13 protein-coding genes, 1 tRNA gene and 1 pseudogene are annotated in these 13,722 nt (G+C 65.9%); 5 read left to right on the forward strand and 10 right to left on the reverse strand.

The window, feature by feature from the left end:
• The 6 genes from HYU53_09075 to HYU53_09100 all read right to left on the reverse strand — a co-directional run.
• Positions 1 to 496 (reverse strand): Hpt domain-containing protein (locus HYU53_09075; protein MBI2221347.1); only part of this gene is annotated, 496 nt, incomplete at its 3' end.
• 3 nt (positions 497 to 499) lie between these two features.
• A complete protein-coding gene (locus tag HYU53_09080) occupies positions 500 to 1,789 on the reverse strand; it encodes a CHASE3 domain-containing protein (GenBank protein MBI2221348.1) in 1,290 nt (429 codons plus the stop codon).
• A gap of 139 nt (positions 1,790 to 1,928) precedes the next feature.
• Positions 1,929 to 2,444, reverse strand: coding sequence for a chemotaxis protein CheW (locus tag HYU53_09085; protein MBI2221349.1), 516 nt, complete (start codon positions 2,442 to 2,444; stop codon positions 1,929 to 1,931).
• A 23-nt stretch (positions 2,445 to 2,467) separates the two neighbouring features.
• Positions 2,468 to 4,009, reverse strand: a complete 1,542-nt coding sequence (locus HYU53_09090; GenBank protein MBI2221350.1) for a protein-glutamate O-methyltransferase — start codon at positions 4,007 to 4,009, stop codon at positions 2,468 to 2,470.
• Positions 4,006 to 4,461 carry a purine-binding chemotaxis protein CheW gene (locus HYU53_09095; protein MBI2221351.1) on the reverse strand — a complete coding sequence of 152 codons (456 nt, stop codon included), beginning with the start codon at positions 4,459 to 4,461 and terminating at the stop codon, positions 4,006 to 4,008. The genes HYU53_09090 and HYU53_09095 overlap by 4 nt, the downstream gene beginning before the upstream one ends.
• Before the next feature lie 612 nt (positions 4,462 to 5,073).
• Positions 5,074 to 5,149: transfer RNA gene (locus HYU53_09100), tRNA-Phe, on the reverse strand.
• Between the two features lie 129 nt (positions 5,150 to 5,278).
• On the opposite strand from HYU53_09100, the gene HYU53_09105 reads away from it, so the two are divergent.
• Positions 5,279 to 5,641, forward strand: coding sequence for a septum formation initiator family protein (locus tag HYU53_09105; GenBank protein ID MBI2221352.1), 363 nt, complete (start codon positions 5,279 to 5,281; stop codon positions 5,639 to 5,641).
• 56 nt (positions 5,642 to 5,697) lie between these two features.
• On the forward strand, positions 5,698 to 6,426 hold the full coding sequence (locus tag HYU53_09110; GenBank protein MBI2221353.1) for a Crp/Fnr family transcriptional regulator: 729 nt from the start codon (positions 5,698 to 5,700) through the stop codon (positions 6,424 to 6,426).
• A 10-nt stretch (positions 6,427 to 6,436) separates the two neighbouring features.
• Here the strand turns inward: HYU53_09110 and recA are convergent.
• Positions 6,437 to 7,404: pseudogene (recA, locus tag HYU53_09115) on the reverse strand (recombinase RecA).
• Between the two features lie 259 nt (positions 7,405 to 7,663).
• Here recA and HYU53_09120 point away from each other — a divergent pair.
• Positions 7,664 to 8,179, forward strand: a complete 516-nt coding sequence (locus HYU53_09120; protein ID MBI2221354.1) for a metal-dependent hydrolase — start codon at positions 7,664 to 7,666, stop codon at positions 8,177 to 8,179.
• A gap of 133 nt (positions 8,180 to 8,312) precedes the next feature.
• Positions 8,313 to 10,616 (forward strand): PAS domain S-box protein, encoded by a 2,304-nt coding sequence (locus HYU53_09125; GenBank protein MBI2221355.1) that lies wholly within the window; start codon positions 8,313 to 8,315, stop codon positions 10,614 to 10,616.
• A gap of 10 nt (positions 10,617 to 10,626) precedes the next feature.
• Here the strand turns inward: HYU53_09125 and HYU53_09130 are convergent, their stop codons facing one another.
• The 3 genes from HYU53_09130 to HYU53_09140 form a co-directional block, all read right to left on the reverse strand.
• Positions 10,627 to 11,490 carry a 3-hydroxybutyryl-CoA dehydrogenase gene (locus tag HYU53_09130; protein ID MBI2221356.1) on the reverse strand — a complete coding sequence of 288 codons (864 nt, stop codon included), beginning with the start codon at positions 11,488 to 11,490 and terminating at the stop codon, positions 10,627 to 10,629.
• A 117-nt stretch (positions 11,491 to 11,607) separates the two neighbouring features.
• Positions 11,608 to 12,789: an acetyl-CoA C-acetyltransferase gene (locus tag HYU53_09135; protein ID MBI2221357.1), complete on the reverse strand. Its 1,182-nt coding sequence runs from the start codon at positions 12,787 to 12,789 to the stop codon at positions 11,608 to 11,610.
• 55 nt (positions 12,790 to 12,844) lie between these two features.
• Entirely contained in the window at positions 12,845 to 13,141 is a 297-nt protein-coding gene (locus HYU53_09140) for a DUF721 domain-containing protein (protein ID MBI2221358.1), read from the reverse strand.
• Positions 13,142 to 13,163: 22 nt separating this feature from the next.
• On the opposite strand from HYU53_09140, the gene maf reads away from it, so the two are divergent.
• Positions 13,164 to 13,721 carry a septum formation inhibitor Maf gene (maf, locus tag HYU53_09145; protein ID MBI2221359.1) on the forward strand — a complete coding sequence of 186 codons (558 nt, stop codon included), beginning with the start codon at positions 13,164 to 13,166 and terminating at the stop codon, positions 13,719 to 13,721.
• The last annotated feature ends 1 nt before the right edge of the window (position 13,722 follow it).

Genomic DNA, 13,722 nt, shown 5'->3' on the forward strand with positions numbered 1-13,722 from the left:
GCACCAAGTCAGCGAGATGGCTGGCTCGTTCCACACGTTTCAGCATCGGATGCAGAGAGGCGAGCTGCCCGTGTGTCTCCGCCATGGTGTTCAACAGCACGTCCATCTCGTCAACGTCCGGCCGGAACGCACGAAAAAGTTCTTCCGACGCGATGGTGCTGGCCTCCGCCCCAGGAGTCGTCGCCGGCGTTAACGTGGCGACACGCGCACCGATGTCATCGAGCAGCTTCAGCAGGAGATCAATCTGACGACGAGCAACCGCTTCGTCAGATTCACGAAGCGCCGCCAACGCGTCCTCCAACGCATGTGCCTGATCGGCAATCTCCTGTCGCTTGACGACCCTGGCTGCACCTTTCAGGGTGTGCGCCAGTCGGAGCAAACGCGCCACGAGATCGGGACCCGGACTACCTTTCTCCAGGTCGAGCACACCCTGCCCGAGTTGCTCTAACAGCTCTCGCGCTTCGATGCGAAAGTATCGGAATTGGTCCCGAGCCATGTGCTACGCAGCGGCCTGAGACTGGACCAGTCGCAGCAGGTCCTTTGACAGACCCGCAAGCTGTGAGGCGGTCTGGAGCGTCTGGCTGGAGCTGGCCTCCGTCTCTTTGGACGCTTGGGCGATGTTGGCAATGGCCACGTTCACCTGCTCAACGGCCGTCATTTGCTGCTTTGTGGACAACTCGATCTCCCGTGCGGCTTCGGTGGTAGTCGCGACCAGACCCGCAATCTGCTTGAACGACGCGGCAACCTGATCAAACTGCTTGGTGCCTGCGTCCACGGTCTTCGACCCCGTCTCCGTCGCCATGACCGTCGTATTGACTGCGCTCCGGACGTCCTCAATGAGACCGCGAATCTCCTTGGTGGAGCCCGCGACGCGATCGGCCAGCTTGCGAATCTCGTCCGCGACGATCGCGAAGCGGCGTCCCGCCTCTCCCGCCCCGGCGGCTTCTATCGTGGCGTTGATGGCGAGGATGTTCGTCTGCTCGGCCAATTCCGACACAATGTCAAGCACGGCGCCGATGTGCTGCGACTTCTTGCCGGGGTCGAGCATGTGATTCACGATGAGATCCACCTGTCGCCGAATCCCGGAAATGGATTCGTGAGTCTTTTCGACCGTGTCTTCACCACCGCGCGCTGATCGCGCCGTGTCCGCGGCGATCTGGGCCACGCGCTGGGCGCTTTCCGTAATCTGGCGCGACGTGGCCAGGAGTTCGCTAATGGTGGTGCTGATTTCGTTCATCGCCGTCGCCTGCTCCTTCGCACCGGTCGCCTGCTGATTCGCCGCTGCCTGCAGCTCCGAGGACGAACTCTGCACCTGTCCCACAGCCGTGCCGATTTGCCGGCCAAGCAGTCGGGTCAGGACAAATGCGGTGATGATGGCGCCGACCACGAGAACGACCGTAATCACGGTGACCGCAGTTGTCGCGGACGACGCAGTGTTCGTCGAGGCCTCTTCGGCCTCCCGAAGAAGTTGTTGTTCCCTCGACACAAAGGATTGGATGGCATTGTCTAGTTGCTCGCGCGGCGGGCCTACGTGCGTGTCGAACGCACGACTGACCGCATCGATCGACGCGTCGGTGCGACGGAGCGCGATGACCTGCTCGACGGCGCGCTGATGCTCCTCCTCAGCGCGCACGATCGTTTCGAGTTGGCGCCTGCCCTCTTCGGTGGGAACGTCTTGCCGGAGCCGCTCCATGGCTTGCGCGCATCGTGCCCGCGCGTCCCGCACACCGGCGGCAACTCGCTCGTCGCGAGTCAGCAAGAACGCGCGCGCCTCGCTCGCTTTCGACATCGATCACACGATCCTTGCTGGCCACGACGGTTCGCAGGGCATAAACGGCGATACCACCGATCGCGACGGCCAGCACAACTGTCACGGCGAATCCCGCGCCGATCCGTTGTCCAAAAGTCCAGTGTCGAGTCATCAGTCGTTACTCCTTCGGCCGTGCGGCGTGATGTGCCATCACGGCGATCGCTTCAAGCACAGACGGTAAATGAATGATAGGTCTGACGAGACCGTCGGTGTGCGCGACCTCGCGAACAGGTTGCGGTCGACCTGTGGCGCTTCCCGTGCCCGTCTCGGCGATGGCTGAACGCGGCACCCGAAGATGATTGTCGAATTGCTCGAACCCGAGGGCGACCTGGCCATCCGCCATCACCGCCAACCAGCGACGAGTGGCGGCCTTCGGATACCCGAGCAACGTGCGAAGATCGTACACAGGCAGGAGGGCGCCTCGCAGGCCGACCAAGCCAAGCAGCGCGGGCACCGATCCTGGAAGCCACGTGATTCTCCTGTCGGGATACAGACCTGCGACCTCGGAGAGTCGCATCGCGTAGGGATCGCCTCCGATGGTGATGGCGAGGAGATCCTCCTGTGGGGTCGCATCGGCACGGGGAGCTTCAGCAAAGGTTCTGTCGAACGTCTGTTGAAGCTCGCCGGCACTCATGACCGGCTCCGATCCGTCGGCACTCACGGGCGCCCCCCACAGCGAAGCAGTTCTCCTCGACACAGTCCGATGAGCGCATCTCGGGTGAACCCTCCGCCAAACAGCAAGAGCCGCGAGGCGTCTTCTCGCTCGAGCAACGCGATGGCCTGTTCGAGCTCGCGGCGCGCCGTTGCGAGATCCTGGGCTCGGCGCGCAATCAAACCAAGGTGCAAGTGCCCCATTGCAAAGCTGGGATCCAAATAGACCGCCACTTGATCGTGATAGAGCGACCCGGCCCGATCACCAACCCCTTCGCGGCACAGGGCGAGCAGATAGTGTGCCTCCGCGCTGAGCTCATTGATCTCGAGTAGTCGTTCGCACGCGCGTTCCGCCACAGCGAGTTGACCACCGTGTGTCAGGAGAACCGCCCGCAGCAAAAGAACCTCGGTGTCCCGTTCGGATTCGGGAGGAAGTGCCTTCACCGCCTCCAGCGCTTCCGCGAATCGTTCCTCCCTGAGAAGTTCCAGCACGAGCCCGATCTCCCGCGCTGGCTTCGCTCGACGAGACCCCGAGGCGCCAGGTGCAGACCCTGCGTGCGACGGCGACTCCACGAGCGACCGGATGCGCTCGGAGGCCCGCTGAATCGTGTCGATCCACGTGTTCGCGCCTTCCACCCAGTCCGCGAGCGGCGTCGGCTCGCCAGCCGACATGGCTCGGGGGGCCACGACTGCGGGGAGGGCCGAACCGAGCTCCGCGCGGTCCTTCCTCTGGTAGTAAAAGGTCCCGTGCGTGTGTCGCAGGTGGAAGTCATTGGAGAGACCACGCAGTGTTTCTGCGTGTCCGAGGAACAAGTACCCTCCTGGCCGAAGCGAGAGCGCGATACGGCTGACCAAGGCTTGTGCACTGGCCGGCGCGAAGTACATGAGGACGTTCCGACAGAACACGATGTCGTGGGAGTGAGGTCGCCACAACTCCGACGTATCGTCGGCCAGGTTGCAGACCTCAAAGCGTACGGAACTTCGCACGGTGTGGTCGAGAACGAATTCTCGGCCTTGGGCTCGAAACCACCGGCGCTGGACGTCCGGCGGCGTATCCCTCAAGACCCACGATGAGAAGCGTCCGTGCGTCGCTTTTTCAACGAGGGCGGGATTGATATCGACTCCAAGAATCGACACGGCGTCTACACGGTCGGGGATGGTGTCTCTAACCGTGATCGCCAGCGAGTAAGGTTCTTCTCCCGACGCACAGCCGGTCGACACGACGCTCAGGCGACCTCCTGCAGCCTGGGCGTAGCGCAAGCGATCTGGCAGAGCAACCTCCGCGAACGCTCGGTACTGTTCGACGTGGCGGAAGAAGTACGTTTCCGCCACGGTCAACTCCTGGGCGAGCATGACGACTTCATGCGGCACGGCCTTCGCGTCCAACCGCGCCAGGTACAGGTCCGGTTCTTCTTTTGTCGCGTCGAGCCGTCGGCGAAGAACATCGGCAAGGAAGCCCAGCTTGGCATCCTCAAACTGGAGACCAAGACAGCGCACGATCAACGCGCGGAACCGCTCGAGGTCAGGCGTGGCAAACGTCGCGATCATGTTGAGGCCCCGCCGGCCGCGAGGGCGCTCCAGACGGGTTCTGGAATAAGTCGAGCACTACGGAGGACCACGAGCAGTTGGGCGTCCAGCGTTCCAATGGCGGAGACCACGTCGGTGTTGGCATCCCTGAGCAGCGGTGGAAGCTCATCGAACGCTTCGCTGCGAATGCGTCGTACGCCGATCACCGTGTCAACGGCGAGCGCCACGCGACGGTCGCCGGTGTTGACCGTGACGAACCGAGTCGCGTGGGATTCCTTACCGGCAAGAACCCACGCAACATCGACAACAGGCACCGGGGCCCCTCGGATGATCGAGACGCCACGAACCGCGGGCGGAACTCCCGCGACCCGTTCGACAGGAAGGGGGCGCATCGTCTCCGACACGTGCCCGAGCGGTAATGCACAGAGTCGCGTCAGTACTCGACACACGAGACAGAGATCGGCGTTTGGCACAGCGTCCCTCAAACTCTGCCGCAAATACTCATCGCATTGTTCGACCGACGCCTCGACAGCTCGGTGGGCCTTCGGCACAAGAAGACGACGGTCCGCCAAACGACGAACGGGCAACAGGCTCGCACGCGAAAGCCGCGCTCAGGGTAATTGAAGCCCTTCCACAACGCAAAGCTGGACTGTCCTACAGGAGCCTGAACAAAGAGCTTATCGGCTCACGGAGGGCCTGCCTTGATACCGCACCTGGAGCCGCCCCGCGAGGAGAAGATCAATCGCCGCAAAGCGTTGGGGAAAGCGGAGTCGCTTAGCGAATCACCCGGCGCGTCGCAATAGGCCGCCCCGCGAGGAGAAGATCAATCGCCGCAAGCGTAGGGGAATGCGGAGTCGCTTAGCGAATCACCCGGCGCGTCGCAATAGGCCGCCCCGCGAGGAGAAGAGAAGAAGAGCGCCGCAAAGGCTGGAGCGTAAGGGGAGCCGTCTAGCGAATCACCCGAGGCGCCGCGAGCAGGCCGCCCCGCGAGGAGAAGATCAATCACCGCAAAGTGTTGGGGAATGCGGAGTCGCTTAGCGAATCACCCGACGCGCCGCGAGCAGGCCGCCCCGCGAGGAGAAGGTTGGTGCCGAGGGGCAGAATCGAACTGCCGACACCGTGATTTTCAGTCACGTGCTCTACCAACTGAGCTACCTCGGCACGGGGCTCAGAATCGCATGGCTGGCAGAATTTCGATCATAGCATAAGCATCCCCGCGGCCCGCGATTCCCCGACTGCCAATTACCCGATGCCCTTCTTTCGGTTTTTGCTCTTGTACTTTTCCCGGAAATGGTTTACTCTCATCGCACGATGGTGGATCGCAACGCGGAAGCCGGCGGACCCGCGCTGCCGCCGATCCCGCGCCGGGGGGAGCGGCGGCGCCGGCGCCTCGACCTGGCGCTGTCCTTCGTCGCCCTCATCCTCCTCGTCAACGCCGTTGTCGGCGACCGCGGGCTGCTCGAGACGTGGCGTGCCCGCCGGCAGTATTCAAGGCTCGTGGCCGGCATCTCCACCCTGCGCGACGAGAACCATCAGCTTCGCGATCTGGCCCGCCGGCTTCGCGAGGATCCCATCAGCATCGAATCGATCGCCCGACAGGACCTCGGCCTTATCCGGCGGGGTGAAATCCTCGTCTTCGTTCGCGCCCGCTAACGCGGCTGTAAAGCTGGCACAGATCTTTGCTTGACCGCTCTTCAATGGCTGAGGACGTGTCGACACGTGCAGGCGAAAATCGCATCCTTGCGGCGGTCCCCCCGGACGAACTCGGGCGCCTGCTTGCGCGGGCGACACTCGTCAAGCTCGATTTCCGCAGCATCCTCGTCAAACGCGGCGGGACCATCCGCCATGTGTTTTTTCCCGTTAGTGGACTGTATTCGCTGCTGGCGCCGGCGGCCAATACCGACACCGTCGAGGTGGGAACGGTCGGCCGCGAGGGCATCATCGGCATCTCGGTCCACCTTGGCGTGGACACGGCCTACACGACGGCGATTGCCCAGGTGCCGGGCGAAGCCATCCGGATCGACGCCGACGCGTTCCGGTCGGAGGTCACGCGCTGCCAGGCGGTGACGGCCCTGGTGGGGCGCTACATCCACGCGCTTTACGTGCAGACCGTGCAGTGGGTGGCCTGCAACCGGCTGCACTCGCTCGAAGAGCGGTTCGCCCGCTGGCTGCTCGCGTCTGCCGACACGCTGGGCAGCGAGTCGCTGCCGCTCACGCACGATTTCCTGGCGAAGATGCTGGGGGTCCGGCGCCCCAGCGTGACGCTCGCGGCTGGCGCGCTCCAGCGCGCCGGCCTGATCGAGTCGTCACGGGGCATGTTGCGGATCGTGAACCGCGAGGGCCTCGAGGGGATCAGCTGCGACTGCTACCGGCTCGTGCGGGGGCACTACGACGATCTGCTGGGCGCCTCGCAGAACCACAGCCTCACCAACCAGTAGGGCGGCCTGGTCACACCGCCGCCACTTCCTCGGGAACGAGCCCGAGCTCTTTCCGCACGCGCTCTTCGATCGCGCGGAAGGTGTCCGGGTTGTCCTTGAGGAACTGCTTCGCGTTCTCCCGTCCCTGGCCCAGCCGCTCGCCGCCGTAGGCGAACCAGGTGCCGCTCTTCTCGATGATTTTCTTCTCGACGCCCAGATCCAGCAGGTCTCCTTCGCGCGAGATCCCCTGGCCGTACATCACGTCGAACTCCGCCTCGCGGAAGGGAGGCGCGACCTTGTTCTTGACGATCTTGACGCGCGTGCGGCCTCCCACCACCTGATCGCCATCCTTGATCGCGCCGATGCGGCGGATGTCCACCCGCACCGACGCGTAGAACTTGAGCGCGCGTCCGCCGGTCGTCGTCTCGGGATTACCGAACATCACGCCGATCTTCTCGCGCAGCTGGTTGATGAAGATCAGGCACGTCTTCGACTTCGATGCAGGCCCATCTGCGCGTCGCCCATCTCGCCGTCGATCTCCGCGCGGGGCACGAGCGCGGCGACCGAGTCCACGACCACCACGTCCACGCCGCCTGATCGCACCAGCACCTCGACGATCTCGAGCGCCTGCTCGCCGTTGTCGGGCTGCGAGACCAGCAGGTTCTCGAGGTCGACGCCGAGATTCTTCGCGTACTGGGCGTCGAGCGCGTGCTCGGCGTCCACGAAGGCCGCCATGCCGCCGCGCGCCTGCGCCTGCGCGATCACCTGCAGCGCGAGCGTGGTCTTGCCGGAGGATTCCGGGCCGAACACTTCGACGACGCGGCCGCGCGGCATGCCGCCGATCCCGAGCGCATAGTCGATGCTGATCGCGCCGGTGGGGATCGACGCCACGGGCAGGATGGCGTCCTTCTGGCCGAGGCGCATGATGGAACCCTTGCCGAACTGCTTTTCAATCTGGCCGACGGCCAGTTCCACGGCCTTGAGTCGTTCCCTGTCCATTGATCCTCCCGATTTCTGTGGCGCGGGCCTTTCAGGCCCGCGCGGCGGAGCTGAAAGGTCCGCCCCACTCCTGCGCGATGTCGCCATAGGAAAACTCGTGCATTCTAGATGCGTGCCGGCGAAAGTGTCAAGTGCAAAACACCCACAGATAGGCACTACATTGTTAGATTGCAATAACTTAGCGACAGGCAGCGACTTTCGCCTCCTGTTCGGGGATCGCAGCTTTTTCAGCGCTTTTCATGTGACATGATGGCGGGATATGCCTAGCCCGGTCGGGCACGCCATCGGGGGTCTGGTCGCGGGATGGGGGGCCGCCGGGCACGCGCCATACCCCGCGTGGATCCGCCAGGCGCTCGTGCTGGTGGTCGTCGGCATGCTGCCCGACATCGATCTTCTGTTCGGCTGGCACAGCGGCCCGACCCACAGCGTCGGGGCCGCGCTCCTCGCCGGCGCGATTGCCTGGGGAGCGCGGCGCGCCGCCCCCCGGTCCGCGTACGCTGTGACGCCGCTCGCTGTGACATGCGCCTATGCGTCGCATATCCTTCTGGATTGGCTGGGGGCGGATACGTCAGCTCCCTTTGGGGTGATGGCGCTCTGGCCTCTCACCGATGGGTACTTCATGTCGCCGATCGCCGTGATGCCGTCCATCACGCGCCGGTACTGGCTGACTGGCTTCTGGGAGCATAACCTGCGTGCGCTGATGTTTGAGCTCGTGCTGCTGGTTCCGCTCCTGCTGATTGTGTGGTGGACGCGTGCTGTGCGGAGCGCTCGATGAACATTTCGGATCGGTCGCGGATCAGTCCCGTGCGTGAGGCGTGCGCTTCTGGGCGCGCACACGCACCCGCGCGCCTGACCGCCTGCGTTTCCTGCCAAAACGCGCCGCGCGCGACGGCAGCCGGCTTGCTCCGGTGACCCTGGTGTTTCGCGACCTGCTCGACCACGCACACGATGTCATTTTCCGCTACCGCGTCCATCCGGCGGCTGGGTTCGAATACATCAACCCCGCGGCGGCGCGCATCCTTGGCTACACGCCCGAAGAGCACTACGCCGATCCGCGGCTCGTCCGGAAGATCGTGCATCCCGACGACCGCGCGCGCCTTGATGACGCGCTCGCGCGTCTCGCCGCGGGCCGGAATCTCGACGGCGCGATGGAGATGCGTTACGTCCACCGGAATGGGTCAATCGTCTGGATGGAAACGCGCGTCTTCGCCGAACGCGACGAGCCTGGAACGCTGGTGGCCATTGAGGGGGTCGCCAGGGATATCACCGGCCGCCTCGGCGTCGAGTGGAAGCGCGCGGAGGACGCGTCGCGCGAAAGCGCGCGGCATTTCCGCAGCCTGATCGAAAACGCCACGGACGTGGTCGCCACGGTCGACGTGAAGGGGGTCATCACCTACCAGTCGCCCGCGACGCCGCGAATCATGGGCTACGCACCGGAGGAGATCGTCGGCCGCGACGCCTTCGAGCTGCTTCACCCGGACGACCGGGATCGCGTTCGCGCCGCCTTCGCGCGCGGCGTGTCCCTTTGCGAGCCGCAGAGGATCGAGTACCGGTACCTGCACAAGGACGGCGGCTATCGGTGGCTGGAATCGTACGGCCGCCCCATGTTCGACGAGACCGGAAGCGTCATCGGCGCGATCATCAACTCGCGCGACGTGACCGAGCGCCGCGAGGCCATGAACGCCATCGAACAGGCGAATGCGTACCGCAAGGCGGTCGAGGATGGCGTCCGCGTCGGACTGGTGATCACCGACTCAGAAGGGCGCCTGGCATACGCCAACCGTGCCCTCTACCAGATGACCGGCTACGACGAACGCGAGCTGGTGGGGCTGACGGCCCCGTTCCCGTATTGGTGCCCGGAGGACCGGGACGCGCGGCTGGCGTGGTTCACGCGGCTGCTGCGCGGCGAGGTGGAGCCGCAGGGCTACGAGACGCAGGTGCTGCGGCGCAGCGGCGATCGCTTCGATGCCTTCGTGCAGCCATCTCCCGTGCAGCTGCCCGACGGCACGCAGGGATGGCTGGCCTCCTTCGAAGACATCACGCACCGCAAGCGCCTGGAGGCCGAGTTCCGGCAGGCGCAGAAGATGGAGGCGATCGGGCGGCTCGCCGGAGGGGTCGCACACGACTTCAACAACCTCCTCACCGCGATCGTCGGGTACACGGAACTGGCGCTCGAGGGCATTGGCGACGGCGATCCGCTGCGTGACGACCTCTCCGAGATCAGGAAGGCGGGGGAGAGCGCGGCCTCGCTGACGCGCCAGCTGCTGGCGTTCAGCCGGCACCAGGTGCTGCAGCCCGTGGTCCTCAGCCTCAACACCGTCGTGAGCGAGATGACCAAGATGCTCGCGCGCGTCATCGGCGAGGACGTGGTCCTGGTCACGGCGCTGGATCCGGGCCTCAAGCCGACGCGCGCCGACCGCGGGCAGATCGAGCAGGTCATCATGAACCTCGCGGTGAACGCGCGCGACGCCATGCCCTCGGGCGGCCGCCTCGTCATTCAGACGGCCAACCGCACGCTGCACGATCCGGGTGGAGCCGGGCTGCCCGAGTTGACTCCGGGCGAATACGTCGCCCTGGCGGTGAGCGATACCGGCCAGGGCATGGATGCCCAGGTACGCAGCCACCTGTTCGAGCCGTTCTTCACGACGAAGGAGCGCGGGCGTGGCACGGGGCTGGGGCTGGCTACGATCTACGGCATCATCAAGCAGAGCGCCGGCCACATTGTCGTGGACACGCGGGCGGGGCGAGGAAGCTCATTCGTGGTGTTCCTGCCGGTCAGCGCCGCGACCGACGAGGCGCAGTCCGCACCCGCGGGTGCCGCGGGCGCCGCGCACGCGCACGGGGAGCGGATCCTGGTTGTCGAGGACAACGACGCGATCCGTGCGCTCGCGCAGCAGGTCCTCGAGCAGGCGGGTTATACGGTGCGCGCGGCGCGCACGGCGGAAGAAGCGATCGGGATGCTGGAGATGGGCGCCTTCGCGATCGACCTGCTGGTCACCGACGTCGTGATGCCGGGGCTGAGCGGGCCGGCGCTGGCCGCGCACCTGCGCGAGCGGATGCCGACACTGCGCTGCATTTTCATGTCGGGTTACGCCGAGGATGCGCTGAAGCAACACGGGGCAGAGGGGCACGAGCCGTCCTTCCTGCCCAAGCCGTTCCGGCCCTCGGTCCTCCTCCAGAAGGTGCGGGAGCAACTCGATCAGTACGTGTAGGCGCCGGCCTTTAGGCCGGCGCCGGCGCGTACTGGTAGAACCCTCTGCCGCTCTTCCTTCCCAGGTGTCCGGCCGCCACCATGCGCCGCAGCAGCGGGCACGCGCGGTACTTCGGATCCCCCAGGCCGCCGTGCAACACCTCCATGATGGCCAGGCACACGTCCAGCCCGATGAAGTCGGCGAGCGTCAGCGGGCCCATGGGATGGTTCATCCCGAGCTTCATGACCGTGTCGATCGCCTCGGGCGTGCCGACCCCCTCCATGACGGCGTAGATGGCCTCATTGATCATCGGCATCAGGATGCGATTGGAGATGAAGCCGGGGTAGTCGGCCGCCTCGACGGCGGTCTTGCCCAGGCGCCGGCAGAGCGCGGTGGCGACGGCCATCGATTCGGCGGACGTCGCCTGGCCGCGAATCAGCTCCACGAGCGTCATGATCGGCACGGGGTTCATGAAGTGCATGCCGAGCACGCGATCCGGACGTTTCGTCGCGGCGCCCAGCAGCGTGATCGAGATCGAGGAGGTGTTGGAGGTGAGGATCACGCCGGGCCGCGCCAGCGAGTCGAGCCGCGCGAACAGCTCGCGCTTCGCGTCGGCGTGTTCCGCGATCGCTTCGACGAGGTAGTCGGCCTCGGCGAGCGGGTCGAGCGTCGCCGCGGCGTGCAGCCGTCCGAGCGCGGCGTCGCGGTCTGCCGCGGCCATCTTGCCCTTGTCCACGAACTTTCCAAGGCTGCGCTCGATGGTCTTGCGCGCGCGATCGAGCGCGCCGGGAAAGCTGTCGTGCAGGAGGACTTCAAAACCGTTGGCGGCAAACACCTGGGCGATCCCGTTGCCCATCGTGCCCGCGCCGATGACGCCGATGCGTTGAATGGTCATGAGGAATTCGCCCGGACTGTCACCACAACGACCACCAAGGTCACGAAGCAGGGCACCGGAAATCGCCGTTCCCTTGTGCCCAGCGTTTGTGATCTTGGCGGTCTTCGTGGTTGACGTTCATTCTCGTTCCACCGCGAGCGCGACGCCGTTCCCGCCGCCGAGGCAGAGCGCCGCGATGCCGCGTTTGGCGTGGCGCCGCTGCATCGCGTAGAGCAGTGTGGTCAGCACGCGCGCGCCGCTCGAGCCGATCGCGTGGCCGAGCGCGACGGCGCCGCCGTGCACGTTGACGCGCTCGAGGTCGATTCCCAGCTCGCGCGTGACCGCAACCCCCTGCACGGCGAAGGCCTCGTTGATCTCGAACAGGTCCACGTCCTTCAAATTCCAGCCCGTCTTCGCCGCCAGTCGCTTCACGGCGTCGACGGGCGTCATCATCACGTATTTCGGCGCAAGCCCGCTCGTGGCCTGGCCGGCGATGCGGGCGAGCGGAGTCCGGCCGAGCGCGCGGGCGCGTTCCTCGCTCGCGACCACGACCGCCGCCGCGCCATCGTTGACCCCCGGCGCGTTGCCGGCCGTGACGGTTCCATCCTTCTTGAACGCCGGCTTGAGCGCGCCGAGCGACGCGGCGGTGGTGTCCTCGCGGATCGGCTCGTCGCGATCCACGCGAATCGGCGCCCCCTTCTTCTGCGGGATCTCGATCGGCACGATCTCGTCCTTGAACCATCCCTCGCGCGTGGCGTGCGCCGCGCGGCGATGGCTCTCGGCGGCGTACGCGTCCTGCTCGGCACGGGAGACGTGGTACTCCTCGGCCACCACCTCGCCGGAGATCCCCATGTGACAGCCCTCGAACGAGCACCACAGGCCGTCGCCGATCATCGAGTCCACGATTTCGGCGTGCCCCATGCGGAGCCCCTCGCGGACGCGCGGGAGCAGGTACGGCGCGTGGCTCATCGCCTCCATGCCGCCGGCCACCGCGACCTCGATGTCGCCGGCGGCGACTCCCTGCGCCGCGAGCATCACGGCCCGCAGGCCCGAGCCGCACACCATGTTGATCGTCATCGCCGCGACCGTGTCGGGCAGGCCGCCGCGCAACGCCGCCTGGCGCGCCGGCGCCTGTCCCTGTCCGGCGGAGATGACGTTGCCCATGATGCACTCGGTCACGGCATCGGGAGGGATCCGGGCTCGCGCGACCGCCTCGCGTACGACAATGGCGCCCAGCTCATGCGCCTCGAAATCTTTCAGCACGCCCATGAACTTACCGGTCGGGGTGCGGACTGCCGAGAGGATGACGGGGGTGGGCATATCAGGGTTCAAGGTTCAGGTTCAGGGTTCAGGAGCACGTGTAGACGCCGGCCTCCTAGGCCGGCGTGATCTCCAAACACAGTCCCGGGACGCCAAGCAGTGCGTTCAGCCGGTCGGTGAGCACCGGGAGGCTGCGTTCAATCTCGGCGGCCCACCGTACGTCTTTAGGACGCACGCGGATGGTGCAGGGCGCCTCGAAAGCCGCGTCGGCCGCGCGCGCGAGCTGCGGCCCCGCCGCCATCTGCCAGGCGAGGCTGACCTTGCCGGGCGAGAGTGGTTGGCGGCGGATGACCTCCGACAGTACGGACGCAGCGAACTGGGGCACCGGCGTCAACTTTCTGCTGCGACGCATCCATTCAGTCTACACTCGCGTGATGCTCGTGCTCGCTTCGGCCTCCCCCAGGCGCGCGGATTTGCTGCGCGCCGCCGGCATCCCGTTCACGGTCGAGACCCCCGACATCGACGAATGGCCGCTGGCGAACGAACCGCCCGAGTCCTACGTCCTCCGGGTCGCCCGCGATAAGGCCCTGGCGGTGGCCCGCCGGAAATCCGGCAGTCCCGTGCTCGGGGCGGACACCACGGTGGTCGTGGACGGCGGGATCCTTGGGAAACCTTCGGACGACGCGGAGGCCCGAACCATGCTGCAACGCCTGTCAGGACGCGTCCACGACGTGCTGACGGGGGTGGCGCTCGAGGTTGGGGGCGGCGAGTGGACGGCGCTCGAAATCACCAGGGTACGCTTCTTGCCCCTGAGCGCAGGCGAAATCGACTGGTACATTGCATCCGGTGAGCCACGCGGGAAAGCCGGTGCCTACGCCATTCAGGGCCTGGCGTCGCGCTTCGTGGACAGGGTCGAAGGATCGTACACGAATGTGGTCGGGCTGCCTGTGCCGGCCGTGTGCGGGCTCCTGCGGCAGGCCCGGGTGCTGTAAA

Source organism: Acidobacteriota bacterium, assembly GCA_016184105.1.
Classification (GTDB): domain Bacteria; phylum Acidobacteriota; class Vicinamibacteria; order Vicinamibacterales; family 2-12-FULL-66-21; genus JACPDI01.